26 protein-coding genes are annotated in these 25,091 nt (G+C 42.0%); 9 read left to right on the forward strand and 17 right to left on the reverse strand.

Annotation, left to right across the window (positions count from 1 at the left end; all coding sequences use genetic code 11):
- Positions 1 to 53: 53 nt before the first annotated feature.
- Positions 54 to 902, reverse strand: a complete 849-nt coding sequence (locus C6Y07_RS07000; protein WP_106031163.1) for a YtnP family quorum-quenching lactonase — start codon at positions 900 to 902, stop codon at positions 54 to 56.
- Between the two features lie 116 nt (positions 903 to 1,018).
- Positions 1,019 to 1,660 carry a tRNA (guanosine(46)-N7)-methyltransferase TrmB gene (gene trmB / locus C6Y07_RS07005; protein ID WP_106071938.1) on the reverse strand — a complete coding sequence of 214 codons (642 nt, stop codon included), beginning with the start codon at positions 1,658 to 1,660 and terminating at the stop codon, positions 1,019 to 1,021.
- 189 nt (positions 1,661 to 1,849) lie between these two features.
- On the opposite strand from trmB, the gene C6Y07_RS07010 reads away from it, so the two are divergent.
- Entirely contained in the window at positions 1,850 to 2,125 is a 276-nt protein-coding gene (locus tag C6Y07_RS07010; RefSeq protein ID WP_060597030.1) for a YtzH-like family protein, read from the forward strand.
- Here C6Y07_RS07010 and C6Y07_RS07015 read toward each other — a convergent pair.
- The 4 genes from C6Y07_RS07015 to thpR all read right to left on the reverse strand — a co-directional run bounded on the left by C6Y07_RS07015 (position 2,122) and on the right by thpR (position 5,699).
- Positions 2,122 to 2,922, reverse strand: a complete 801-nt coding sequence (locus C6Y07_RS07015) for a phosphotransferase family protein (protein WP_170938436.1) — start codon at positions 2,920 to 2,922, stop codon at positions 2,122 to 2,124. The genes C6Y07_RS07010 and C6Y07_RS07015 overlap by 4 nt on opposite strands.
- Before the next feature lie 283 nt (positions 2,923 to 3,205).
- Positions 3,206 to 4,135, reverse strand: a complete 930-nt coding sequence (locus tag C6Y07_RS07020) for a YegS/Rv2252/BmrU family lipid kinase (protein WP_106156458.1) — start codon at positions 4,133 to 4,135, stop codon at positions 3,206 to 3,208.
- A 48-nt stretch (positions 4,136 to 4,183) separates the two neighbouring features.
- On the reverse strand, positions 4,184 to 5,122 hold the full coding sequence (locus C6Y07_RS07025) for a hypothetical protein (RefSeq protein WP_106156460.1): 939 nt from the start codon (positions 5,120 to 5,122) through the stop codon (positions 4,184 to 4,186).
- 25 nt (positions 5,123 to 5,147) lie between these two features.
- Positions 5,148 to 5,699, reverse strand: a complete 552-nt coding sequence (thpR, locus tag C6Y07_RS07030; RefSeq protein ID WP_060597034.1) for an RNA 2',3'-cyclic phosphodiesterase — start codon at positions 5,697 to 5,699, stop codon at positions 5,148 to 5,150.
- Between the two features lie 94 nt (positions 5,700 to 5,793).
- Here thpR and cysK point away from each other — a divergent pair, with 94 nt between their 5' ends.
- Positions 5,794 to 6,723, forward strand: coding sequence for a cysteine synthase A (gene cysK, locus C6Y07_RS07035; protein WP_060597035.1), 930 nt, complete (start codon positions 5,794 to 5,796; stop codon positions 6,721 to 6,723).
- Between the two features lie 48 nt (positions 6,724 to 6,771).
- On the opposite strand, the gene C6Y07_RS07040 is transcribed toward cysK, so the two are convergent.
- Both C6Y07_RS07040 and pepV read right to left on the reverse strand, forming a co-directional pair.
- Entirely contained in the window at positions 6,772 to 7,398 is a 627-nt protein-coding gene (locus C6Y07_RS07040) for a Type 1 glutamine amidotransferase-like domain-containing protein (protein WP_106156462.1), read from the reverse strand.
- 23 nt (positions 7,399 to 7,421) lie between these two features.
- Complete coding sequence (gene pepV, locus C6Y07_RS07045) at positions 7,422 to 8,822, reverse strand: dipeptidase PepV (RefSeq protein ID WP_106156464.1); 1,401 nt, start codon at positions 8,820 to 8,822, stop codon at positions 7,422 to 7,424.
- A gap of 94 nt (positions 8,823 to 8,916) precedes the next feature.
- Here pepV and C6Y07_RS07050 point away from each other — a divergent pair, with 94 nt between their 5' ends.
- Together C6Y07_RS07050 and C6Y07_RS07055 are read left to right on the forward strand one after the other, a co-directional pair.
- A complete protein-coding gene (locus C6Y07_RS07050) occupies positions 8,917 to 10,215 on the forward strand; it encodes an NCS2 family permease (RefSeq protein WP_060597038.1) in 1,299 nt (432 codons plus the stop codon).
- Between the two features lie 371 nt (positions 10,216 to 10,586).
- The gene (locus C6Y07_RS07055) at positions 10,587 to 10,808 is read left to right on the forward strand and encodes a DeoR family transcriptional regulator (protein ID WP_008356419.1); all 222 of its coding nucleotides are present in this window, start codon (positions 10,587 to 10,589) and stop codon (positions 10,806 to 10,808) included.
- A gap of 68 nt (positions 10,809 to 10,876) precedes the next feature.
- Here the strand turns inward: C6Y07_RS07055 and C6Y07_RS07060 are convergent, their stop codons facing one another.
- The gene (locus C6Y07_RS07060) at positions 10,877 to 11,593 is read right to left on the reverse strand and encodes a pseudouridine synthase (protein ID WP_034665452.1); all 717 of its coding nucleotides are present in this window, start codon (positions 11,591 to 11,593) and stop codon (positions 10,877 to 10,879) included.
- 16 nt (positions 11,594 to 11,609) lie between these two features.
- Entirely contained in the window at positions 11,610 to 13,232 is a 1,623-nt protein-coding gene (locus C6Y07_RS07065) for a putative polysaccharide biosynthesis protein (RefSeq protein ID WP_034665449.1), read from the reverse strand.
- A 175-nt stretch (positions 13,233 to 13,407) separates the two neighbouring features.
- Here C6Y07_RS07065 and C6Y07_RS07070 point away from each other — a divergent pair, with 175 nt between their 5' ends.
- From C6Y07_RS07070 to C6Y07_RS07085, 4 genes are all read left to right on the forward strand, one after another.
- The gene (locus tag C6Y07_RS07070; RefSeq protein ID WP_060597039.1) at positions 13,408 to 14,679 is read left to right on the forward strand and encodes a BaiN/RdsA family NAD(P)/FAD-dependent oxidoreductase; all 1,272 of its coding nucleotides are present in this window, start codon (positions 13,408 to 13,410) and stop codon (positions 14,677 to 14,679) included.
- Entirely contained in the window at positions 14,676 to 14,873 is a 198-nt protein-coding gene (locus tag C6Y07_RS07075) for a hypothetical protein (RefSeq protein WP_050943538.1), read from the forward strand. Before C6Y07_RS07070 ends, C6Y07_RS07075 begins: the two co-directional genes overlap by 4 nt.
- A 140-nt stretch (positions 14,874 to 15,013) precedes the next feature.
- Positions 15,014 to 16,546 carry a glycine betaine transporter OpuD gene (gene opuD, locus C6Y07_RS07080; protein ID WP_060597040.1) on the forward strand — a complete coding sequence of 511 codons (1,533 nt, stop codon included), beginning with the start codon at positions 15,014 to 15,016 and terminating at the stop codon, positions 16,544 to 16,546.
- Positions 16,547 to 16,672: 126 nt separating this feature from the next.
- The gene (locus C6Y07_RS07085) at positions 16,673 to 17,197 is read left to right on the forward strand and encodes a CbrC family protein (protein ID WP_106156466.1); all 525 of its coding nucleotides are present in this window, start codon (positions 16,673 to 16,675) and stop codon (positions 17,195 to 17,197) included.
- Between the two features lie 44 nt (positions 17,198 to 17,241).
- On the opposite strand, the gene C6Y07_RS07090 is transcribed toward C6Y07_RS07085, so the two are convergent.
- From C6Y07_RS07090 to C6Y07_RS07120, 7 genes are all read right to left on the reverse strand, one after another.
- Complete coding sequence (locus C6Y07_RS07090) at positions 17,242 to 17,424, reverse strand: sporulation protein Cse60 (RefSeq protein ID WP_034665546.1); 183 nt, start codon at positions 17,422 to 17,424, stop codon at positions 17,242 to 17,244.
- Positions 17,425 to 17,527: 103 nt separating this feature from the next.
- Positions 17,528 to 17,839 carry a rhodanese-like domain-containing protein gene (locus C6Y07_RS07095; RefSeq protein WP_066030532.1) on the reverse strand — a complete coding sequence of 104 codons (312 nt, stop codon included), beginning with the start codon at positions 17,837 to 17,839 and terminating at the stop codon, positions 17,528 to 17,530.
- A 54-nt stretch (positions 17,840 to 17,893) separates the two neighbouring features.
- Entirely contained in the window at positions 17,894 to 18,577 is a 684-nt protein-coding gene (locus C6Y07_RS07100) for a YesL family protein (RefSeq protein ID WP_106036983.1), read from the reverse strand.
- A 24-nt stretch (positions 18,578 to 18,601) separates the two neighbouring features.
- Complete coding sequence (locus C6Y07_RS07105; protein ID WP_060597044.1) at positions 18,602 to 19,891, reverse strand: Gfo/Idh/MocA family protein; 1,290 nt, start codon at positions 19,889 to 19,891, stop codon at positions 18,602 to 18,604.
- Between the two features lie 17 nt (positions 19,892 to 19,908).
- Positions 19,909 to 20,433, reverse strand: coding sequence for a hypothetical protein (locus C6Y07_RS07110; protein ID WP_060597045.1), 525 nt, complete (start codon positions 20,431 to 20,433; stop codon positions 19,909 to 19,911).
- Positions 20,430 to 21,542: a glycoside hydrolase family 88/105 protein gene (locus C6Y07_RS07115; RefSeq protein ID WP_106048484.1), complete on the reverse strand. Its 1,113-nt coding sequence runs from the start codon at positions 21,540 to 21,542 to the stop codon at positions 20,430 to 20,432. Before C6Y07_RS07115 ends, C6Y07_RS07110 begins: the two co-directional genes overlap by 4 nt.
- An 18-nt stretch (positions 21,543 to 21,560) precedes the next feature.
- On the reverse strand, positions 21,561 to 22,526 hold the full coding sequence (locus C6Y07_RS07120) for an ABC transporter permease (protein WP_034665423.1): 966 nt from the start codon (positions 22,524 to 22,526) through the stop codon (positions 21,561 to 21,563).
- A gap of 231 nt (positions 22,527 to 22,757) precedes the next feature.
- Here C6Y07_RS07120 and C6Y07_RS07125 point away from each other — a divergent pair, with 231 nt between their 5' ends.
- Complete coding sequence (locus C6Y07_RS07125) at positions 22,758 to 25,058, forward strand: helix-turn-helix domain-containing protein (protein ID WP_106071944.1); 2,301 nt, start codon at positions 22,758 to 22,760, stop codon at positions 25,056 to 25,058.
- Positions 25,059 to 25,091 lie beyond the last annotated feature (33 nt).

Raw genomic sequence — 25,091 nt, forward strand, 5'->3', positions numbered from 1 at the left:
GTTCATTTTGTCGTTATTTTGTGTGAAAGGCGAAAAAACATGCAGATGATCTTTTATCTTCCTGTTTCTCTTTTAACTTCATGTGTGATTTGCCCGTCTTTATCCCACTTTACAGCGCGGTAAATCGCATCATGATAAAACAAGTACCACGCATTTTTTTCTTCTGCAAATGCCTGCCATTTTTGCTTAGCTGGAATCGAAGTCATTGGGTAATCATCATAAGCCAAGACCCATAATGGATTTTTATGAGCGTGTGTTGGCATGATATCAGCCAAATGAATCGCTGTTTCGCCCTGACTTGTGAGCGTTAAGATGCTATGGCCATTGCTATGACCGCCTGTATGATGCAGCCCAATGCCTTTTGTTACTTCGATGCTTTCTTCAAATGGCACCACTTGATCTGCTATAGGCTCCCAGTTTTCTTTCCAATATGTATTTTTTGAGCGGATGTTAGGCGCCCTCATTTCATCCCATTCGATTTTGGATGTGATGATTTTTGCCTGCGGAAAAACAGACACGAGCTCTTCTCCCTCACGTTTTGTCAGCCCGCTTGCATGATCGAAGTGAAGGTGTGTCATTAAAACGTAATCAATATCAGCTGGTTGCAGGCCGAGTGCCGCTAGCGATTGTTCCAATTTCGTCTCTTCTGTTACGCCGTAATTGCGTTTTTGTTTATCTGTCAGCTTCCCTGATCCGATGCCGGAATCCACTAATAAATGAAGACCATTCCACCGAATGAGGATCGGATCACACCGCAGTTCAATTTGATTGCGATCGTTCACCGGATATTTTTTTGACCATAACGGCTTTGGCACTACACCGAACATCGCACCGCCGTCCATGTGTGTATCTCCCCCATTTAACCAGAACAGTTCCATGTCACCTATTTTCATTGTCTCCATTGCTGTCATCCCTCCTTTTTCTATCGTAGCAAATACAGCTGAAAATCGCATGCATCAATCTTTTCATGAAAAAAGCTGACTGCAATTTTTCTTTGCAGCCAGCTTGATGTCACTTGTTAATCTGGAAATTTTACTTCTGATCGATAGATGGGTTGTCCCATAGACGAGAATTTTTCTTCGTATTCAGTCATCACATTTCCTTCTAATCCGTCCTTATGTAAATCTAAGCTTACATACGTTAAAAGAAGGCCATATGCAGAAAAACTCTTTAAGGAATATTCAAATAATCCGCGGTTATCTGTTTTGAAATGCAATTCACCACCTGGACGGAGAATATGTTCATATCGCTCTAAAAAGGCCTTAAACGTTAATCTGCGCTTTTCATGCCTTGCTTTTGGCCACGGATCAGAGAAATTCAAATACACCCGGGCAATTTCATTTTCCGCAAACACATCTGTCAGCGTTTCAGCATTGATGTTCAAAAGCTTTACATTTTCAACATCTGTCTCTTTGATTTTATCTACTGCTGTCACAATGACACTTTTAAATAATTCAATGCCAATATAGTTGATATCAGGATGAAGCTTGCCCATTCCAGCGATAAAGCTCCCTTTTCCTGTCCCAACTTCGATATGGATTGGATGATCATTTCCAAACAGCTCATGCCATTTCCCTTTATATTGCTCGGGGCTAGCTAAGGCAATATGAGCATTTTCAGCTAAGTAATCATCCGCCCATGGTTTATGTCGCATTCTCAATTTGATACACCTCTATTTTCTTTACATTTTATCAAGATACCATGAAACATAAAGACCCGCAAGACAGCATCTTTATGCACATATGAAAAAGACCAGCCCTTCGCTCTGAGCTGGTCTGCCGCATGTATAAATTGGGCGCTGAATGCACAGTTTAACCACATAAATGACACGCAGAAAAGGAGCATACGTATGGGATTAAACCGTCAACATCAGCTTCAATTAATCAAAGATATTTTAACCGATCACCAGTTGGATTGCTGCGGGACTGTTGCAGAATATGAACAGGTGGGACGTGTGATTCAATTAATGCTGGCAAAAGAAGACCTTGATGCCGACATTCGTCAATTATTAACAGATATTTATGATTACAGCCAAAAGGGCACTTCTGTCAGTTCAATTAATGCACATATCGAGGAGCATCAATCGCATTTGTCAGAGTGGGTCGAGAATATTCCTATGTCTTAATGGATGTTTAACCGCTTTAAGAGTGCGCTCAGCTCCGCTTGCACTTCTTGCTGCGCTTTTTCATTTCCTTTTCTTTTATGCCACACGACAAACGATACGGTTTCAGCGAGGACGTACCAATCCATGCGTTTTCGCAAATTGTCCGTCAGCGGAGCACCGTACATCGAGAGCCAGCTTTCCCAGTTCTCTTCTTCAACATAATGGTATAAAAGTGGTCCAAGATCAATGGCTGGGTCAGCAATCATCGCCCCATCCCAATCGATCAAGTAAAGCTGATTTTCATCTGTCAGCAGCCAATTATTATGATTGAGGTCACAATGACACACAACCTTGTCCTCAAATTGGACTGCCTCCACATGCTTCTCTAAGTACTGGATGGCACGTGTAATGTCTTGTGAATCGATTTGCTCTTTTAATATGGACTGTTTTAAATGCTTCAAAATGGATTCTGGGTGTAGAGCATGCTTCTCTAATCTTTTCAGCATATCAAGCAATTCTTTAGATGTATGAATTTTTCTTAGCTGCTCTGCTACAGGACGGTCATTCATGTCCTTTGGCTTCAGCTCTCTGCCGCTCAGCCAGTGCTGCGCAGTGATGACATCCCCATTTTCCATCCGTTTTGTCCAGACAAGCTTCGGCACAATGCCTTCAGCTGACAAAACCGCAAGAAACGGTGACGTATTGCGTTTTAAAAATAGCTTTTGGTCATTGTGTGTTGCGAAGTACGCATCTCCCGTAGCGCCTCCAGCAGGAGAGATGTGCCATTCGCTACCTAATATTTGTCCCAACCAGTTCATATCAATTTTCAACCCATCATTTCTTAAAATATTTTAAATCTTGCTTTTTTAGTCGACAAAATTCAGCCGATTGAAGATCAATTGGCTGTTTCTTTTTTATTTATATGATCATAAAAACAAAAAGGACAGCTATTGAGAATGAGATGCTAAACAATAGCCGTCCTATAGATTTTATCGTTACCTTCTTATACTCGTCAAGCAAAACTAGAAAATCAGGACAAGAACCTTATGAAAAGGAAGGCTTTTTTCATGGTTTTTGACTAGGGCATTCACGAGAAGCCATTTAAGCACGTAATTTTAAGGAGCGCTCACTCGCCTTCACAAAGACAGGTGTTGCGCCGATCACTTCTCCATCTGCATGAAATAAGATTTTTGCATCTGCCTCCAAGTACGCTTCCTCGTGCTGATACAGGGTAACGCCCTTCATTCCAAGATGCTTTCGAAACACCATCGCACTTAAAAACAAGAGCACTTTGAATGGATTCAAATCTGTGACAACGATCGTTTGAAAGCCTGGCTGCCTCGCGCTCACTTCCGGCGCTGCTTCCAGCCCGCCTCCGTAATAGGGGTGATTGCATACAATCACAAACCACACTTGGCGAAAGACCTTCTTCTCATTTTCAATAAACAGCGCAAGGTCAAACGGCTTAAAGGACCATAAAGAATGGAGAAATGACAGCGGGTAGATAATAAACCCAAGCCCCAGCCGTTTCAGCCACTTTTTTCCTCTGAAATGCACTGTTTTCCTTAGCACATGCGCATCAAACCCAGCACCGATATGATTGAGAAAGAGAACGGATTGCGGGCTTTCTGCATGATCTTGAAAGGAGCCGAGAGAAAATGTTTTGGTGAGCATTCTCTTTTGCTTTCTCACTTCTTTTAGGACATCTTGACGATGGATGCCGAGGCCCTTCGCCGCATCATTCCAATGACCGGCGGGAACAAAGCTTAACTGCACATGATCCATTTCCTTTAAGCCATTCAGGACTTCATGAATGGTGCCGTCACCGCCAATGACAATCAGGCGCTTCAGCCTGTCATCTTGCATGGCGCTAATTTGTCTTGCCAATACTTCTGCATGACCTTCATGCTGGGTGAGAAACGATCGATAAGAGATCTCCATCTTTTGTAATTCTTTCTCTATGCTCCTCCATGTACGAAGTCCTTTTCCATGTCCTGCTGCTGGATTAACGATAAAGTACCATTCATTCATATATTAGCTCCACTCAGGTCTCATTTTTCGTGACCTTCCATTATGCCTTTAATCGAGCCATTCCTGCCTTCTTTTGCTGTCTGATTCACCATAAGCAAGCAATGCCTTTGTCGCCTTAAATTGCTGATGCTTTGTCGGCGCGGTATTTTTCCGCTGCTTTTCAAACCAATCTTCCGCCTTCTTCTTATCGACAACCTCCATCCCGTATGGAACTTCCGGTAAGTCAATATAAGAGGTTCTGCTGATCAGGATTTTTTTCACAGGAAGATCGACACCGCTTTGCTGTAAGATCTTTGACACGACGGTGCCAGAGCGCAGAAGGCTTGCGCAAGGATTCAAAACGGACTGAACAGCTTTCCCATTCGCCCGCTTTTCCCAAAAACGTTCCTTCGTTCCGATATATACGCTGTCAGGCTCTGCCTCTAAGAAGGATAAACAAATCACTTCCAGCGGCGTAATAAGTACTGAACATAATTCCATCTCTGCTTTTTGAATGAGCAGCACCGGCTTATACATCACAAAATATGAATCCGGAAGCTGCCTAGCAAGCATACGCAGCTTTTCATCATACCGAATATGATGGGAGACGGTTGAAATGTGGGAAATCGTCGAGCTCGCCCATTTTAATTGAACATCGTATAGATGATCCTTAAAAAAATGAATGAGCTTCGTTTCATCGGTAGGAACGTTTGTAAAGACACCTTGCTCTATATCTGTCGGCTCGTTAAAAAGACTCAGGTCCCGTTCCTTTTTCATATCGGCTTCTTTTTGCTTTCTTTTTAAGGAGAATTTCTTTCTCTTTTCTTCCTCTTGTTCAGGCACTTGTTCAGAGATTTGGTCAAATGAATGCTGCGCCTCCTCCTGTTTTGAAGCCTTTTTTAACTCGTCCCACCTTTGCTTTTTCAATCGAATGAATTGATTGATGTAGTGATGCGGGTCTTGTTCATATCGTGATATATAATCTTGAATTTTGATAATTTGCGCCATCTGCTGCTCACTCCAACTTTTAGAATCATTTATGTAGTGCAAATTGTTTGATTGCGTGATAACGCGGGGTTTCTTTCGGACGTATTTCAAATAGAGTCATACAAGAAACCTCTATCACGTATGGCTCTTTGCGTAAAGGCGCTTGTTCTGCAAAAGAGTGATCCGCGTTCCATTTTCGCGCAATCGTCATATGCGGATGAAACGGTCTCTTTTCAACAGGATGTCCTGCTGACAATACGGCTTCTTTCACCTTTTCTCTTAATTGCATGAGCGGTTCACTTTCATTAGGTTTTGCAAAAAAGACTCTCGGGCGCTCCTTCATGCCAAACTGTCCTAACTCATTCAGCTCTAGTGAAAATGCAGCGGCTTCATTTGAAAGGATATCAAGCAGCTCGATGATCTTTTTTAAACGCTCATCTGGAATGGCACCTAAAAAGATCAGGGTCACATGATAATCATCTGGTGCTGTCCACTTTTGAAAGGATAGTTCACTCCTTAGATCCATGTCTTTTTTGATTTGATGCGCAAGTTGTTCAGGGATGTGAATCCCTATAAAATAATGACGGTTTTCTGCCACAATATCACCTGTCCTTTTTTAACAAACTTTACGAATCCCCATTGATGATAGTATAACTAAAGAAATGCAGAATGAGAAGAAAGGGTGTCACATGATGAAGGTTGCACAAAATATAGCTGAGCTGATTGGCGATACACCACTTGTTAAATTACAGCGGCTTCAGCCAGACAATGCGGCAGCTGTTTATTTAAAGCTGGAATCATTTAATCCTAGCGGCAGTGTGAAGGACCGCGCTGCTTACAATATGATCGTCGAGGCTGAAAGGCAAGGAAAGCTTACAAAAGGAGCGACCATTATTGAACCAACGAGTGGGAATACAGGGATTGGTTTAGCCATGAACGCAGCAGCAAGAGGCTATAAAGCCATCCTTGTCATGCCAGATACGATGACAAAGGAAAGAATCAATATTTTGAAGGCTTATGGGGCGCAGGTCGTTTTAACCCCAGGAGAAGAAAAAATGCCAGGCTGTATTCGCAAGGCAGAGGAACTGGCGTCTCAAATTCCTCATAGCTTTATCCCGATGCAATTTGATAATGGGGCGAACCCAGATGCACATAGAGGCACAACGGCTGTTGAAATCATGGAAGCTGTAAAACAACTTGGAAAGCCAATTGGAGCCTTTGTCGCAACAGCAGGAACTGGCGGAACCATTACAGGCACCGGAGAGGAATTAAAGAAGGCATTCCCTCATTTGACCATACGTGTGGCAGAGCCGAAGGGATCTCCAGTCTTATCTGGCGGGAAACCTGGCAAACATAAACTTGTTGGCACAAGCCCAGGATTTATTCCCCATATTTTAAACGAGCATGTCTATGATGAGATCGTGCAAGTAAGCGATGAGGATGCGTACACCATCACACGTCAGCTTGCCCGGCTTGAAGGAATTTTAGTTGGTCCATCATCTGGTGCAGCCTGCTATGCTGCGATTGAAACAGCCAAGCAACTGCCGGCAGAACAAATCGTGATCTGTATGACAGCAGATACAGGCGAACGATACTTATCAAGTGATGTTTTTCAAGATTAGAAAAGGAACAGGGTCATGAATCCCTGTTCCTTTTTCTTCGTTTCAAGGTTAGGACGATTTGTCGGACTTCACCTCAGCCTGCTCCCCTGTGATGAGTAAAACCTGCTCATCAGTAAGCGGGCATAAATCGAGCGTCTGCTCAAACTGTTCCATGATTTGCTGCGCAGCCTCGCCTAAATAGGTATTGTACATATGCGGTACCGGATAGTAGCTTATCTCATTGAATCCTTGACATGATGAAAGTTCTGCTGCCTTCTGCCGATCATCCATCACGGAGATATATTCAATGCTTGGTGCCATGATGATACTCCCTGCGGACTCTCCGATGTACAGCTTGCCTTTATTGATTTCTTCTTTCAGCACGTCATCAAGACGATGCTTTCTTAATTCCTGCAGCAAATAGAAGGTGTTGCCTCCTGATACGTACATCACATCATTTTGTTCCATCATCTTTGTGATTTCTTCAGTAGACTGCTCAGCTATCTGAACGGTCTCTAGATGCATACCTAGTTGATGAAAGGCTTCTTTCGCTGCCTCCACATAGTGCGTGACTTCTTCCACAGCACTGGCTGTTGGAAAAAATGTCACGCGTTTTCCTTTTAATGATTCACCCGCAAAGTCAGATAAGAGAGAATGGCTATCTTTGAATGAAGAGCATAAGAACATTTTTTTCACTGTGAATCCCCTCTTCTCTTTTTCTATTTTGCCAATTCATACATGGCTTGTGCATATAGAGCGGTTGCTCTTAGTAGATCATCGATTTCGATATATTCATCCTTCTGGTGTGCGCAATCTGGTCTGCCAGGGAATAGAGGACCAAAGGCAACGCCCGCTTCTAAAGATCTCGCATACGTTCCTCCACCAATGGCAATCAGATTAGCTGGATCTCCCGTTTGTTCCTCATATACCCGCTGCAATGTTTTCACAAGCGGATGATCTTTTGAGACGTGATGCGGAGTGCTGTCGTCAAATTTCAGAAGGGCGGCCCCTTTGATGCCTTCGATCCCTTTTTTAACGTCCTTGCCGTCTGCTGTCACTGGATAGCGGACATTTAATCCTAGCTTCGCTTCCTCGTTTTGTGTATAGCGGATCGTTCCAACATTTAAAGTCAAATCTCCGCTAATCTCATCTTTACAAGCAATCCCCAGCTTTTTCCCTCTTGTATCCTGATCAAATAAAGCGTTGATTTGGGAGGTAAAAGCAAGCCCGTCTTCATCTAACTCTTGTCCACATAGGAAATTCGCCATATGAATGCCCGCATTGATGCCATGCGCCGGCTCCATGGCATGAACTGATTCACCTTTTAATGTGAGATGCAGTCCGTCCGCTGCATTCTTTACCTCACCTGATAAATGATTGTGAGCAAGATAAGCTTCAAAAGCTGTTTTTAATGATTCAGCATCGTGATCTTGTGCAGCTGTCACAGTGGCAGCTGCCTCATCCGGCACCATATTCAGCCGCATACCCGATGTGAATTGCTTGAGCGTAAAGCGCTGATGATTTTCTGTAAGTTGATATGTAAATGACACGATGGCATCAATAATCCCTTTTTCAGCATGAATAATCGGAAAATCGGCATCTGGCGCAAATCCAATTTGCGGCATCGCCTCATGCTTGAAATAATGGTCCACACAGCGCCAATCACTTTCTTCATCCGTTCCAATGATCATTCGAATCTTTTTTGACAGCTTCATCCCTGTATCTTTTATCATCTTTAGCGCGTAGAAAGCCGCCATGGTTGGACCTTTATCATCAATGGCTCCTCGTGCAAACATTTTATTTTCTCTTATGTCCGCTGAAAATGGCGGGGTTGTCCAGCCATCACCAGCAGGCACAACGTCCACATGGCATAGCACACCTACAATGTCTTCGCCTTCTCCATATTCAATATGACCTGCATAGCCATCCACATTCTTGACTGTGAATCCTTCGTCTTCCCCTTTTTTCAACATATACTGAAGGGCCTGATCGACTTTTTCACCAAATGGCTTTCCTTCTTTTCCACCTTCTTCATCAAGGACACTTTCAATTTGCAAAAAAGATTGTGTGTCCTTAATTAAGTCGTCTTTTTTTCGTATCACTTCAGCTTCCCAATTCATTTTTCCATTCCTCCTTGAAAAAAGGTTGCAATCCACCCTTAAAACGAATATTATATTAATTGTTTTGTAATAATGTTCGTAAATGGAGGATTTTATGTTTCAGTTAAAAGAAAACCAAACCAACATAAAGAAAGAATTAATTGCTGGTATGACGACATTCTTTACCATGGTATATATTGTTGCCGTTAACCCAGGAATTCTTTCAAAAGCAGGCATTCCTTTTGACCAAGTCTTTACTGCAACAATTATCGCTGCTGTCGTCGGTACGCTCTGGATGGCACTATTTGCAAACTATCCGATTGCTATTGCACCAGGCATGGGGCTGAATGTCTATTTCACCTTTACAGTTGTCGGTGGCGGCGGCATCAGCTATCAAACAGCGTTCAGTGCGGTATTTGTTGCTGGTATACTCTTTATTATTTTATCGTTAACATCCCTTAGAAAACAACTGATTCAAGCCATTCCAGATAATTTAAAGTACGGCATTACAGCAGGAATCGGGCTTTTCATTGCATTTATCGGCCTCCGTCAGTCTGGGATTATCGCAGCTGACCCAGAAAATCTAGTGAAGCTTGGCAACTTAAGCTCGCCTGTTGTCATTTTAACGCTTGTCGGCTTAATGATCTCTGTTATTTTAATGGTTCTTCAAATAAATGGCGCTCTGTTTATCGGCATGTTAGCGACGACACTGATTGCGCTCGTAACAGGCCAGCTTCATTTCCCTAAAATGCTGATGGACATCCCTGCACTACCCGAAGGCATGCTGATTACAAATCCATTCGCTGCTTTTGGCGATGTATTCTCTCATCATTTATATGCTGTCGTCTTCTCCTTCTTACTAGTGACGATTTTTGATACAACGGGCACAATGATCGGAGTGGCTGAACAAGCAGGACTCATGAAAAAAGGCCAGCTGCCAAAGGTACGCAGAGCCCTACTCGCTGACTCTGCTGCAACGACGATAGGTTCTATGTTTGGGACAAGCCCAACAACAGCTTATATTGAATCATCATCTGGGGTTGCTGCTGGCGGAAGAACTGGACTAACGTCTTTAACGGTCGCTGCACTGTTTATTGTGGCATTGTTTTTCGGCCCGCTCGTTCAAGCCATTTCTTCTTTACCATCCATCACATCACCTGTTCTCATCATTGTCGGGTGCTTGATGATGAACTCAGTGTCACGCATTCGCTGGAACGAGCTAGACGAAGCATTCCCTGCTTTTCTTGTGATCCTTTCCATGCCGCTGACATCTAGTATTTCTACAGGAATTTCACTTGGATTTATCTCATATCCCCTTGTGAAACTGGCAAAAGGGAAATGGAGAGAAGTACATGTACTTGTTCTCATCTTTGCCATTTTATTTTTCATTCAGCTCTTTTTCTTAGAAGGATAACAGAAACAAAAAAGGCACATTCTAACAAGGGATGTGTCTTTTTGAGATGAGTGAATTTTTTATTTTGTAAATTTTCTGTGTTTATTTTTTGGATGTTTGAATGTGACGGTATTCTCCATACCCCTTACGCCTATTGGGTTGTAACCGAATTCAAAACATGGTATATACCATGTTTCGATTCATGAAGACAAGTTAAAAAACACGTAAAGTTGACTTTTTGGTGGAACTAGATGCATAATAACGTGTATAATAGAATAAAACATTAAGAAACACGAACATTTACCATTGTTGCATGTCCTTATTTCGCAGTTTTAGTGTAGTAAGTTGTGGTTAGTCAAGTCCATCCGATCTTATTGATAGGGAGTGGTTTTTTGAAACCTTCAACAAACCGTATGATGACTCGAATTAAATCAGTTTATATGTTCATTCAAGAGAAAGGTCTTGTGACGACACAAGAGCTGGTTGATGAATTCGGGATCACACCTAGAACCATTCAAAGAGACTTAAACGTGCTTGCCTATAACGATCTTGTTCATAGTCCAAGCAGAGGCAAATGGGAAACAACGAGAAAAAAAGTGAAAATATCATCTTAAGCGTATAATGAACTGTCCATATAACAAAAAGAACCGGCGATATGCCGGTTCTTTTCTTTTATTTACATTTATGGTCGATTGATTAAGCTGTCCAACTCTTCATCCGTCAATTCACGGTACTCCCCAGGCGCTAGATCTTCATCTAAAGAGACAGCCCCCATCGAGAGTCTTTTTAAAAAAATGACTTCATTTCCCACTGCTTGCGCCATCAGCTTCACTTGATGGTACTTTCCTTCAGTAATCGTTAAACGGATGCGTGTATCTTCGTTTTCATTCGCATCTACTTCAACCTTCGCCGGCTTCGTGCGGTAATCATCTAAAATGACAACGCCCTCTTCAAGACGCTTGATGTCTTGATCTCCTAATGGGTATTTCAAATGAACTTCGTATGTTTTTGGCACATGCTTTTTTGGAGAAAGTAATTGATGAGCAAGCTGTCCATCATTTGTGAGGAGGAGGAGACCGACTGTGTCCTTATCCAGTCTCCCCACAGGAAATGGCTCCCTTGCGATATCCTCCGGCTCTAGTAAATCGACGACCGTTTCATCCCGCAGATCTTCAGTTGCTGAGATGACCCCGTCCGGTTTGTTCATCATTAAGTAAATGAATTCTTTATACTCTACACGCTCTCCGTGTACGAGCACTTCATCATTCGAGGGATCAACATGATCTTTCACCTGCTTCGCCACTTCTCCATTCACTGTGACCGCCCGTGCCTTGACCAGCTTCTTCACATCTTTTCTTGAACCAAAGCCGCTGCTAGCAAGCAATTTATCAAGCCTCATGAATATCCACCTCTTCTTAACTCTTTTTTCTTAAAAATTTCGGCATACGGCTGCCGAGTACACGCTCAAGTAATCCTACCTTATAAGACAAGAACAGATACACACCGCCGCCAGTGATCATTGAAATCAAAATGACGATACCCGCTTGTACAATTCCACCCTCATACGAAATCACTTGGCTCACAAGCTGACATGTCACATACGCCACAACAGCCATAATCGCCGTTAAAATACCAATGAGAATAAATCGTTTGAAAATCCTGCGGAACGAGTAGCCGGCATGGCGCTTAATCATGATAAACATATACAAGATGGACGCGCTATAGCCTAACGCAGTCGCAAGCACAGAACCATTTCCTTGCAGCCAGCTGATTAGCGGAATGTTCAGAACCGTTTTAATAATGATCCCTAACAACAGACTGACAATGGCGAATTTTTGTTTGTTAATTCCCTGCAAAATTGCTGCATTAATGGTGAATAAGGAAAACAATAACGCAACAGGTGCATACCAGAACAAAATAGACATCCCAATCTCAGGATGAACAGACGGATAGAAAAACCAATAAACCGGTCCAGCCAATGCCGAGATACCAAATGAAGCAGGCAGTACGAAAAATAAAATGACCTGCATCGTCTGATCAATTTGTCTATTGAGAAGCTTGTAGTTACGAGCTGTAAATGATTCCGTAATCGTCGGGATTAAGGTTAAGCCAAACGCTGTTGCAAGCGACACAGGAATCATCACGAGCTTCGGTAAATATAACGTCACGATAGACAATACCGCTGTACTAATATCCTGATGTCCTGATGCAATCATAGCTCTGTTAATGGTGTTTGTATCAATATAAGAATAAATTGGAATCGCAAGTCCAACAAACACATACGGTGCCGCATAGCTAAACAGCTCTGTAAACATTTGTTTATAAGATAAGTCAGAGGAAGCACCTGTATTCGGCTGCATGGATAAGAGCCGGTCCTTGCGCTTCAGCCAATATAAATAAAGCGTGAATAAACCCCCAAATGCGCCGATAAGTGCTGCAAATGTGGCATATCCGACAGCGATGACAAGCCCGCCGTCAAGCACTTTTAAAATAATAAACGTTGCAGTTAATAGGAAGATGATTCTGACAAGCTGCTCAATCACTTGGGAAACAGCTGTCGGTCCCATCATGGAGTGTCCTTGGAAGAACCCCCGCACAAGACTCATAATAGGTACAACCAAAAGACCTAAACTGACCATCCGAATCACATATACCACTTGATCGACAGTCAAACCGCCTGTTTCATTCGATCCGCCAAGCTGAATCTTGGCAAAAATCGGTGCGGTCAAATATAAAATAGAAAAGGCGATAATCCCGGTGACAAGCATGACCGACATACCCGCCCTGAACATTTTCCTTGTTGTCTCATAATCGCCGATTGCATTATATTTAGAAACAAATTTTGATACCGCTGTTGGAAAACCAAGCGTAGCAATACTTAAAAAGATCGTATACTGATTGTATCCATATTGAAATAGCGCTCCACCAGTAGCTCCAACCATTGCGCTAAATGGAATTAAGTAAATCATACCAAGAATACGAGAGAGATAAGTCCCTATCGTTAAAACCAACGTACCACGAAGCAGTTTATTAGACATGCGCTTAACCACCATTTTTCTAATGAATATTCAACTTAACTATTTTACCACATCATTTCGACGCACAGGTAACAAATCCAATACAGAAGGCACAAAACCAATCAATTCATATTTCAGCCTTCCCCAATTTTCGTTATAATAGAGGAATGACTGAAAGTAGAAAGAGGAATGTAACATGAAACATTATGATGTCATTGTCATTGGCGGTGGACCTTCTGGACTGATGGCCGCGATTGCATCAGCAGAGCACGGAGCGACTGTTCTGTTAATTGACAAAGGAAACAAACTTGGCAGGAAGCTCGCCATTTCTGGCGGTGGACGCTGTAACGTCACCAACCGCCTTCCAGTAGAAGAAATCATCAAGCATATTCCCGGAAACGGCCGTTTTTTATATAGTGCATTTTCTGAGTTCAATAACGAGGATATTATTTCGTTTTTTGAAAACCTCGGCATTGAACTTAAAGAAGAAGACCATGGACGTATGTTCCCTGTCTCAAACAAAGCACAATCTGTTGTGGATGCCCTTTTAGACAGGCTCCGCAACCTCAATGTCACCATTCGAACGAATGAAAAGATTAAAACAGTTCTGTATCAAGACGGACAAGCAGCTGGAATTGTTACAAATAATGATGAAAAAATTTCAAGTAACGCCGTTGTCATTGCTGTTGGCGGAAAAAGTGTGCCGCATACTGGTTCTACTGGTGACGGCTATGCATGGGCAGAAGCTGCTGGTCATACGATTACAGAGCTCTTCCCAACAGAAGTACCGGTCACATCAGATGAGCGCTTTATTAAAGAAAAAGTGCTACAAGGTCTTTCATTAAGAAGTGTGGCTGTCAGTGTTTTAAATAAAAAGGGGAAACCCGTCGTCACACATGTCATGGATATGATTTTTACTCACTTTGGCTTATCCGGCCCAGCTGTTCTTAGATGCAGCGGATTTGTTGTGAAAGAATTGAAAAAACAGCCGACTGTTCGTCTGCAAATAGACTTATATCCGAAGCTTAATGACGAAGATCTGTTCCAAAAGCTTCATCAAGACCTAAAAGATGAACCAAAAAAAGCCATTAAAAATGTCCTAAAGTCTTGGATGCAAGAACGCTATTTATTGTTTCTGTTAGAACGGAACGGCATAGATCCGCAAGACACATTTTCTGGTCTTGCTAAGGACAAACTGCGCGCATTCGCCCATGATTGCAAACATTTTATCGTTCATGCGAATGGCACTCTTTCCTTGGACAAAGCGTTTGTCACAGGAGGCGGCGTTTCTGTAAAAGAAATTGAACCGAAGAAAATGGCGTCTAAAAAAATGCCCGGTCTTTATTTCTGCGGAGAAATTCTAGACATTCATGGTTATACAGGCGGATACAATATCACGTCAGCACTTGTGACTGGCAGACTTGCCGGTATGAATGCTGCACTCGAAGCAAAGGAGAGATTTTCATGATAAGACGTGCACTTCCGATTATCCTAGCAGTTGTGATTAGTTTGACAGCCGCTGTATTCTTAAAGCTGTCCATTACCCCTTTAAAAGTCGCCATTGTGTTGGCGTTTACCATCTTCGCTGTTTGTTTAAAAGAATACGTCTACCGTCTTCGTAAACGCATTGAAGAAAAATCATCTTCACATATCGATAGTTGATTAATGGAAGCAAAACATGTTACGGTAAAGTAGAGGTCGAGTGAGAAGCTCGACTCTTTTTGTTTGAAAATAGTTGAGATAGGGGATATTAAACAAAATCCTCTGCTTAAACGTGTAGAACAACAGGAGAGTGAGATGGTGTGAAAAACGTATCAAGTGTATTTTGGATTGTGATTGCGATCACATTTGTTGCCGTTATGTGGGGAGCTTTTTCTCCACAAACATTACAAAATGTCACAGATCAGATTCAAACATACATTACAAACGACTTTGGCTGGTATTATTTGATAGTGATTTCACTACTTGTCGGCTTTTGTCTATTCTTTATTTTTAGTCCAATCGGAAAAATTACGTTAGGAAAACCAGGTGAAGAGCCTGAATTTGGCCTTTTTTCTTGGTTTGCGATGCTATTTAGTGCCGGTATGGGAATTGGTCTTGTCTTTTATGGGGCCGCTGAACCAATCAGTCACTATGCAATTCAATCACCAACAGGTGAGACTGAAACTGCACAAGCCTTCCGCGATTCCCTTCGTTATACATTTTTCCACTGGGGACTTCATGCATGGGCCATTTATGCGATTGTCGCGTTATGCATCGCATACTTTAAATTTAGAAAAGATGCGCCTGGATTAATTAGTTCCACCTTATACCCAGTATTCGGAAACAGGATTCATGGATGGATTGGAAAAACGATCGATTGTATCGCAGTGTTTGCAACAGTAGTTGGCGTAGCCACAAGTTTAGGGCTAGGTGCCGCACAAATTAATGGTGGATTAACCTATTTATTCGGCATTCCAAATAACTTTTTGACTCAGCTCATTATTATTGCGATCGTGACTGTTCTGTTCTTGATCTCTGCTTGGAGCGGAATTGGTAAAGGTATTAAATATTTAAGTAATTCAAATATGATATTTGCTGCTATACTCATGATCTTTTTACTCTTTGCTGGACCAACTGTTTTTATTTTAAATTCATTTACAGATTCGATCGGACAATACTTATCGAATATTGTACAAATGAGTTTTAGATTATCACCAAATGATCCAGAAAAGAGAGAATGGATTAATGGCTGGACGATCTTTTATTGGGCATGGTGGATCTCTTGGTCTCCATTCGTCGGCATTTTTATTGCAAGAGTTTCGCGCGGAAGAACCATTCGAGAATTTTTAATTGGTGTCTTAGTGGCTCCTTCAATCCTCGTGTTCCTATGGTTCTCTATCTTCGGAGTATCAGCTATGGATTTACAACAAAAAAATATTATAGATGTAGCTGGTATGCCGACTGAAACGATGCTGTTTGGTGTTTTAAATCAATACCCGCTTGCCATGATTACGTCGATTTTGGCACTTATTTTAATTGCTGTATTCTTTATCACATCAGCAGATTCAGCCACATTTGTTCTAGGAATGCAGACAACCTATGGCTCATTAAATCCTGCGAATAGTGTAAAGATCAGCTGGGGCATCATCCAATCAGCTGTTGCGGCAGTGCTATTATTTTCAGGCGGACTTCAAGCCTTGCAAAATACAGCAAAACTCGCCGCCTTGCCGTTCTCCGTTGTCATTATATTGATGGTTGTGTCACTGTATAAATCATTAAATGATGAACGAAGAGCAATCAAACAGGCCAACAAAGTCAATAAACCAAGAAGTCCAAGAGTAAAAAAAGCATAAACGCTGTTTGAAAAAGCCGTTCCTCATGTGAACGGCTTTTTTCTATACAAACAATTTAAGATTGTCATGCTCTTCCACATTCCTATAAAATAATAGAATGATGTGATTCACAACATGGAGGTTTTTATGACGTTACCTACATTCAAGTACAACCCAGATCCAGTTTCGTTAAACGTGATCAAAAAAGAGCATACGACATGTCCTGTTTGTGAGAAAGAAAGAGATTACGTGTATCATGGTCCATTTTATACTGTTGAAGATGTGGAAGGAATTTGCCCTTGGTGTATTAAAGATGGATCAGCCGCTAAAAAATACGATGGCATCTTTCAAGACGATGCAAGTTGTGATGACGTCGATCAAGAGGAATATGTAGATGAACTGATCTTCAGAACGCCAGGTTATCGCGGCTGGCAGCAGGAATATTGGTTAAGCCATTGCGGAGATTTTTGCGCAATCGTCCAGTATGTCGGATGGAAAGAGATAGAACATTTAGAGGAAGAACTCACAGAAGATATCGAAGTCATTTGCAGCGGCGGGGGATTAACGAAAGAGAACCTAAAACAATGGCTCGTCAACGGAGGAGACTTGCAGGGCTACCTCTTTCAATGTGTTCACTGCAAAAAGCATCGTTTATATATTGACGCTAGCTAATCAAACAAAAAGGGCCCTTCAAACAGGTCCTTTTTTGATGCCGTCTATTTTTTATATAAAATGAGTGCAGAAAAACAGTAGAGCTGTTCTCCTCCCTGCTCACAGATCACCGCTACATCGTACTTGATATCAATAATTTGGTCGTCATCCATTCCTTTTAAAAAAAGATTGATTTCGCTCTGCAAATCTTTTTCGTGTTCTTCATCAAATACAGCTACCTTTAGCACATATGCCACTCTCCCTTCTCTCGCTACTCTATCTTTATGCATATAAGGGCGGGCATATGAACAAAAAAGCCTTTCATCTCAAAGATGAAAGGTCGGACTTCTTTTACAGCTTCGGTTTTGTTTCTCCTGTCCAAGCAAGCATCCCGCCAATAACATTGGTCGCTTGATAGCCTTGGTCTTCTAGGAAATAGCAGACATTTTCACTACGTTTTCCGGAGCGGCAAATAATATAATATTCCTGCGTTTGATCGAATGCATCCAGCTTCTCAGGGATATCTCCCATTCGGATGTGGACAGCTTCTGGAATCATTCCTTCTGCTACTTCCTCGTCCTCACGCACATCAACAAGCTGAATGGCTTCTTCTTGCTCTAGCTTTTGTTTTAATTCTTCTATTGAGATTTCTTTTACTGACACGACGCTCATCTCTCCTTTTAATCACGGTGACACCATTATAGCAAATGATTCACATCACTGTGTATTCACCCGCTTCGATTGAAGGAAAGACGGCAGACGTTTCTTCACTTCGGCTGTCTGCTGATCACTTTCAAACTCTACCTTTTTGAATACTTGATAGGCCAGCCACATGTGGCCATAGGCGAGTATACTCACACTAAAGAACGGCACGATTCCCGGCAAATAAGCAAAGAGAACAAACAGCAGAGCCGAGAAAACGAGCATACAGAGTGTATATTGCAAATATGAGATACCAAGCAAAAGAGAGAATTTCAGATAGAGACGTTTTTTCCAATCATAATGAGCCAGCAGCGGAAAAATATAAAACAAGCTCACAACAAAGAGAAAACCAAAGATATAAATGGCAAAACGAAGCACATGCAAAAACCAGCTCGTTGGATAAATAAACGCAAGGTCTACATATATAATCGTCCCTATGATCAGCAGCGCCACTCCAATTAAGTTAGAGCGTACAAACTCCTCACGATACACCTTCCAAAAAGTCCGGAAAACGCTGACTTGCTCATGCCCTTGTATCCACTTTCTCATCACTGAAAATAGCGCAGTGGTCGCAGGCATCAATCCAAAGATCCCAAGCCCCAGCATGGTGAACAGCAGCCATAGCAAATTCGTATAGGCAAGTCTCATCACCCACTCACACATTCGAAGCATTCTGCTCATTGAACCATCATGATCCATCTCTTTCCCCTCCTCTCTTTCTCATTACACCGTCTCTTTTTGAAACAATTCTTCTATTTCAATTGGGCGCTTCTCTGCAACAGACCGCCACATGCCTTCCCCAAGCGCAATCGAATAAGCACCAGCCTCTGCTCCTGCTGATATGTCATAGTGAATTAAAGGATCTTTTCCTATAAATAAATCGGCCAGAAGCAGAGGGTCTCCGCCGCCATGTCCCCCTGGCTGTTTCACGACTTCAATTGTCTCTTTTGCCCCAAACATCGGATAATAAGAAATCGTCTGTTCTGGGAATTGAAAAGGAATTCTTGATGGCACATGAAACTCATTTGTTTCAATACGCCCCTTCGTCCCATTAATGGCAAGCCGGTATCCTTCATATGGCGCTGAGAATTGAATTGAATAGCTGAGCAGAGCTCCTTGGTCATATGCCACTGATGCCACATATGTATCCTCAATGTCAATTTCCTGATCAAAAATACAGGCGTCTGGGCGATAATTTGAGTACTGCTGCGTTTGCTCCTTACCGGATTCAATATGGTCGTCCTCTACCTTTGAGCGTTCTACCCGCGGATTCCACCTTGCTTCATAATGACAGGTATCCTTCACATGACATGTTCCGCAATACCTGTTTTCTCCCCCCTGCAAGGGATTCCAAGGACTTTCATTTCCGTAATAGTTCAGCGCCCCATAGGCAAATACTTGCTTCGGCTTTTGATTGATCCACCAATTGACCAAATCAAAATGATGCGTCGATTTATGAATGGATAGTCCGCCAGAGAATTGCCTCGTTCGGTTCCACCTTTTGAAGTAACTAGCGCCATGATACGTATCAATGAGCCAGCTCAGTTCAACAGATGTGACCCTTCCAATCTTTCCTTCTAAAATGAGTTCTTTGATCTTTCGATGAAATGGATTGTAGCGATAATTAAAAGTGACTGTGACCTTTCCTTTACTTTCCTTTTCTTTTTCCATCACTTTTTTGGCGTCTTTTGCTGTTGTGACCATTGGCTTTTCAGTGATGACATCGAGATCATGGTCAAGTGCCTGCAAAATATACGTGACATGTGTGTCATCCCGGCCTGCCACAATGACGATATCTGGCTTTGCTTCCTTCACCATTTGATCAAATGCACCTGCATGAAAGAACGAGATGCCCCGCAGTGATGGAAAACGCTCCTGACAAAGTGTATACCGATGATGATCTATATCTAGGAGCCCTGTAATCTTGTAATGCTCATTGAAATCCTCTGTGAGCGGTTTAATAAACATATTGAACGCACGATGACTGAGTCCGCAAACAACGACCCGTTTCACAGTCCCCACCTCTTTTTCTATCGATTTTCACGAAGCTGTTTCATGAGAGACAGCGCCTCATTGGACTTGTAAGCATACACAGGAATAAAAGCGACCATATCTCGGTGTAATTGAAAGGTATAGCCGTTTAGCTTTTTTGTGCCTTTATTGACTTGAACCGCATAATCGACCGTTTTCCCTGTCTTTTGGTCCTCGACCGTATATGGTCCTGCCGCTTGATCATCTACGCCCATTTCTTCAAGCAGCTGAAAGCTTTCAGGATCATCATATGTTCTAAACATTTCTTCTGGGACAAGCATGATGTCCCCCTCTTTTGCGGTAATTTCAACAAGAAGCTTTTCAGGAATCGCCGGAAAGATGTGGACGCTATAAGACTCTTGTTCTGTCTGAAAAGCCTTCTCGACTAATTGATCCTTCATCCCCTTTGACATGTCAGAAAAAATCAGAACATCAATACCGTTTGTTTTCCCTTGGCAGGCTGACAAACAAAGGGCAGCGATGAAGCTGAGGAGCCATACCGCACCCCTTTTTCGCCTCTTCATGCCTTCTGAAAAACAGAAAGCTTCTCTAGCTCAGTTAACGCCATAATAAAAGCGCCTGCCCCGTGCAAGTCATTTGTGCTTCGCTCTCTTTCAACGTAGTAATCATAAAATCCAGCAGATGTTCCGATACAAATATCATTGATGGTAAAATCACCGTTTTCTGTCTCAGCCGTCTTATGATGAATTAAGCCTTGGTATGCTTTCACCACATGATCGACATAACGAAGGCTGACATACCCTTCATTCATGGCTTTTGCCATGGCGTACATGAATAAACACGATCCTGAGCTTTCAAGCCAATTGTCGCTATGAGTACCTTTATCAATGATTTGATGCCAGAGACCTGTGTCTTGATCCTGGTACTTGGATACACTTTCCAGCATGTCTGTCAGCGTTTCCTTCCAAACCTTTCGTCCCTCATGCTCTTCTGGCAGATCCTCGATCATATCTGCTAATGCAAGGACATACCAGCCAAACGATCTTGCCCAAAACTCAGGAGAACAGCCAGTCTTTTGATCAGCCCATGGCATCACTTTTCGTTCGTCCCACGCGTGATAGTACAGACCTGTTTTTTCATCTTTTGTATGCTTTCTCATGAGATACTCTTGATGGATCACCATATCCACCAGTTCCTCTTCACCTCTCAGCTTTGCATACTTTAAGGCAAAAGGTCCTCCCATGTAGAGACCATCCAACCACATTTGATAGGCATAATTGTCTTTATGCCAAAACCCGCCCTCAGATGTGCGATTCAATGTGCGGTAAAGCCCCCGAAGCTTCTCCGCTGCCAGCACATACCGCTTCTCTCCCGTCCGTTCGTAAAGAGGGAATAAAATGAGCCCTGCTTGGATCGCATCAAGCTCATCTCTGCGAAATAACAGGTTTCCATACTCATCAATGAGCGAATCTGCGTAGCTTTTCACATAATTGAAATACGTCTCGTTCTTCGTTGCCTCATATAGCTTCATCACACCGCAAAGAAAAACGCCTTGATGATAATGCCATCTTCCAGCTGGAGGCAGCTCAATTGGTGTATGCGCTTTCATAATTGTTTGTGCTAATTTCTCTGCATGCTCAAGTGGTGATCTCTTTTCAGTCGATAATGTCATTCTTCTTCATCTCCCTTTTTAGTAAATACCTTCTTCCCCGAATTTCTTCGCTAAACGGTTCGCCAACATGACCAAAATGAGTCCAACGGCTGCTTTAAATAGACCAACAGCGGTACTATAGCTGAATTGTCCTTGCTTAAGACCAGCTGTATAGACGTACGTATCAAAGATTTCTGCTACTTCCCGGTTCGTTGCATTGAGTAATAAGTAGACATGCTCAAAGCCAAGCTCTAATGTGTCACCAATTTTCAAAATAAGCAGAACGACAATCACACTTTTAATGGCAGGAAGAGTGATGTGCCACATTTGTCTCAGTCTGCCGGCTCCATCCATTTTTGCTGCTTCATATAGCTGCGGATCTACCGCTGTAATCGCCGCAAGATAAATGATCGTCGACCAGCCTGCTTCCCGCCAGATCACCTGTAAAATGTACATGGGTCTGAACCATTCCTGACTAAGGAGGAAGTTAATCTTTTCCCCTCCAAAGAAAGCAATCAATTCATTGATTAACCCGCCATCTACTGTTAACAAAACAAAAGATAAGGACACGACAATCACCCATGACATGAAGTGAGGAATGTATATCATGGTCTGGACAAATTTCTTAAACAATGCCAATCTGACCTCGTTTAAAAGCAGGGCCAATAAGATCGGAATCGGAAAGAAAATCACGACATTCATGGCAAATAAAATCAGTGTATTTTTTAATAAGATGAAAAATGTTGGTTCTGTAAACAATCGAATAAAGTGTTTGAAGCCAACCCACTCACTCCCAAGAATACCGAGAAACGGCTGGTAATCTTGAAAGGCAATGATAAGCCCCCACATCGGCACATATTTAAAGACAAGAAAATAAATGAGCCCTGGCAAAATCATTACATACAAAAACTTTTGACTAAGCAATTGATTAAGTAAGCGCTTTCTCTTTTCTTTTTTCAAAGCTGCCGCAGGCATACCCTTGGCAGTGACATCCTCTGTTTTCATAGATAAAGCCTCCCCTCATGCTGATGCATGTGTTAACTGTATCTTAAGGATGAAAAATCCGTCTACAATCATATCATCAGATCATATTTACTTAGGGGAAGCTACTCAAAACGTTACATAAAACATAAGAAAATGATCCTAATCTCAGAAAATGATTATTGACAAACCTACCAAATTTTTGGATTAATAAATTAAGGGGAAAAGATTGTTCTGTTTGAAATGGGGGGTTTTATGAAAAGAAGGCAGTATAAATTTTATTACAAGCTTGTGACGTTTTTTTTCGTGCTTAGTACGATTCCTGTCATCATTGTCGGTATTTTTTCTTATCAGCATTCGCAAAAAACCGCACTCGAAAATATCTCAAATGAAAAGCTGGACAGCGTCAAACAAACGCAATCCAATATTGAGCATATTTTAAAAACAGTGGATCATTCTCTCACTCACTATGTCAGTTCGCCGCCTCTCCTTCAAACACTGGCAGAACCTTTAAATCCAGACCAATTCCAGCTTTATAATCAAGTACAGCAGGAACTAAACTACCTGCAAACCTTTGACACCGATCTTTCCAATATTACACTCGTGAGTAAAATGGAAGACTGGTACATGAACAATTCGGGACTTTATCATGTCACAAGCGGAGACCAAGAGAAAGCGCTCACCTCTTACCTCAATATACCGAGTCATTCCAGCTGGGCACTTGAAGAGAATAATCCACTTGTTGCGACAAAAGAAGGAAAGGCCTCCTTTTGCAAATACAATGTGAACTTAATCAAACAACTCCCTATGAACAGTGTCCAGAAAAAAGGGATCGCTGTCGCCAGCATTCCGAGCTGCACGATTGCTGACAATATGCCTGACTTCTCTCAATCTGACAGTATGTTTGTCATTGATACAAACGGAAAAGTGCTGCTACATAACCGCAAAGAACAAATTGGTGAATCCTTGAAGAATCAAGAGCTCGTCAAGCATGTCCTATCACGTGAAGAACGATCAGGTCAATTTAACATGAAGATCGAGGAACTAGCCTATCAAATTACGTTTCAAAAATCAGACTATAACGAATGGACGTACCTATCCTTTGTTTCCATTCCAGAACTCAAGGCACAAACGAAATCAATTGGGTGGATCACCTTTATTATCTGCTTTATTTTGTTAGCGCTTTCATTACTATTTTCATGGTTTGGGTCCAGACATTTTTATAAACCAATCCGCTTGTTATATGAGTCCTTTGCACGCAATGAATCCTTTTTGCAAAAACAGCCTTTTCAAAATGAATTTGAGTTGATTGAGTCGAGTATTAAACAAATGAAGGATCAAAACAATGATTTAGAGGAACGTATTGAGCAGCAAGTCACGCACCTTCAGCAATACTTTATGGTGCGGCTATTGCTCGGAAAGCTGACAGAAGAAGAAATTAACAACCGGTTCCAAAGTTTGGGATTCCCTCAGGGCTGGTCTCATTTATCCATGCTTGTGACCCAAATCGATACGTTAAAAGGAACACCTTATGAAAAAAAGGATGCTGACTTGCTGTTATTTGCCATCAATGGACTGATCGAGCAGATGATTCCGCAAGATGAGCACCTTCAGCCAACGGTTGTCAATCAGCATCAAACGACGATTATCTTGAATCACTCAAAGTCAGATGAAGAGTTTACTGAATATTTAAACCAATTAGCGGAAACTATTCAGCAGCGCATCGAGGAAGAGCTTGGTTTATCGATCAGCATCGGGATCAGCCGCCAGTTTAAGGAGCTCACGATGGCGAAACAGGCTTACATTGAAGGAAAAGAAGCCTTAAAATACAGGCTCAAAGCAGAGAAAAAATCCATTATCTTATATGAACATATTCAGCAAGGAAAAACGTTTAAAACCCATTTTCCAAAACAGCTGCAGCATGATTTATTCGATGCGATGAAAGCAGGTGATCAAGGCAAGGCGGATCATTATTTACATGTGCTTCTGCAATCCATTTTCTCTAAAAATGCTGGACCGCATGAATACCATATCGCTCTCGCCCGTTTTTTAAACAATTTGATTGAGCTGATGCATTTGCTTGGCATTGAATTATTTGAGGTCGAAGACAACAAAATGCTGTATGATACGATTTTTGAATTTAAAACCTTTGAAGATACCGAAGCATGGCTGAAACATGAGATCATTCGGCCGATTATTGACCAGCTAGGTGCACGTGAGGACTCACAATACAAAAACATCTCAGAGAAAATCATTCATATCATTCATCAAGAATTCGACTCAGATCTTACATTGGATGAAATCGCCACACGCCTGCATTACAACCCCAATTATTTAAGCAGTATTTTTAGAAAGGAAATGGATATCTCCTTTAGTGAATATCTCTCGTCCTACAGACACCATGTCGCCAAAAACTGGCTCGTGGAAACCGATATGTCCGTCAAAGAAATTTCGGAAAAACTGAAATATAAAAATCCGCAAAACTTCATCCGTTCCTTCAAAAAACTAGAAGGCACGACCCCTGGCAAATACCGCGACCACAAAAAAGGCACATAAGACAAAAAGTCCCGCTCGCACAGGAAGCGGGAC

The organism is Bacillus sp. LNXM12-1 (genome assembly GCF_003004375.1).
In the GTDB taxonomy this organism is placed as follows: Bacteria; Bacillota; Bacilli; order Bacillales; family Bacillaceae; genus Bacillus.

Excerpts from the sequence above, each read along its gene's own strand:
- pepV (WP_106156464.1), bottom strand. The coding sequence starts at position 8,822 with ATGAATTGGGAAGCTGAAGTGATACGAAAAAAAGACGACTTAATTAAG.
- C6Y07_RS07010 (WP_060597030.1), top strand. The coding sequence starts at position 1,850 with ATGGGATTAAACCGTCAACATCAGCTTCAATTAATCAAAGATATTTTA.
- C6Y07_RS07050 (WP_060597038.1), top strand. The coding sequence starts at position 8,917 with ATGTTTCAGTTAAAAGAAAACCAAACCAACATAAAGAAAGAATTAATT.
- cysK (WP_060597035.1), top strand. The coding sequence starts at position 5,794 with ATGAAGGTTGCACAAAATATAGCTGAGCTGATTGGCGATACACCACTT.
- C6Y07_RS07070 (WP_060597039.1), top strand. The coding sequence starts at position 13,408 with ATGAAACATTATGATGTCATTGTCATTGGCGGTGGACCTTCTGGACTG.
- C6Y07_RS07015 (WP_170938436.1), bottom strand. The coding sequence starts at position 2,922 with ATGAACTGGTTGGGACAAATATTAGGTAGCGAATGGCACATCTCTCCT.
- C6Y07_RS07085 (WP_106156466.1), top strand. The coding sequence starts at position 16,673 with ATGACGTTACCTACATTCAAGTACAACCCAGATCCAGTTTCGTTAAAC.
- C6Y07_RS07065 (WP_034665449.1), bottom strand. The coding sequence starts at position 13,232 with ATGTCTAATAAACTGCTTCGTGGTACGTTGGTTTTAACGATAGGGACT.
- C6Y07_RS07060 (WP_034665452.1), bottom strand. The coding sequence starts at position 11,593 with ATGAGGCTTGATAAATTGCTTGCTAGCAGCGGCTTTGGTTCAAGAAAA.
- C6Y07_RS07110 (WP_060597045.1), bottom strand. The coding sequence starts at position 20,433 with ATGAAGAGGCGAAAAAGGGGTGCGGTATGGCTCCTCAGCTTCATCGCT.
- C6Y07_RS07125 (WP_106071944.1), top strand. The coding sequence starts at position 22,758 with ATGAAAAGAAGGCAGTATAAATTTTATTACAAGCTTGTGACGTTTTTT.
- C6Y07_RS07020 (WP_106156458.1), bottom strand. The coding sequence starts at position 4,135 with ATGAATGAATGGTACTTTATCGTTAATCCAGCAGCAGGACATGGAAAA.
- C6Y07_RS07115 (WP_106048484.1), bottom strand. The coding sequence starts at position 21,542 with ATGACATTATCGACTGAAAAGAGATCACCACTTGAGCATGCAGAGAAA.
- C6Y07_RS07025 (WP_106156460.1), bottom strand. The coding sequence starts at position 5,122 with ATGGCGCAAATTATCAAAATTCAAGATTATATATCACGATATGAACAA.
- C6Y07_RS07075 (WP_050943538.1), top strand. The coding sequence starts at position 14,676 with ATGATAAGACGTGCACTTCCGATTATCCTAGCAGTTGTGATTAGTTTG.
- C6Y07_RS07120 (WP_034665423.1), bottom strand. The coding sequence starts at position 22,526 with ATGAAAACAGAGGATGTCACTGCCAAGGGTATGCCTGCGGCAGCTTTG.
- C6Y07_RS07000 (WP_106031163.1), bottom strand. The coding sequence starts at position 902 with ATGGAGACAATGAAAATAGGTGACATGGAACTGTTCTGGTTAAATGGG.
- C6Y07_RS07100 (WP_106036983.1), bottom strand. The coding sequence starts at position 18,577 with ATGGATCATGATGGTTCAATGAGCAGAATGCTTCGAATGTGTGAGTGG.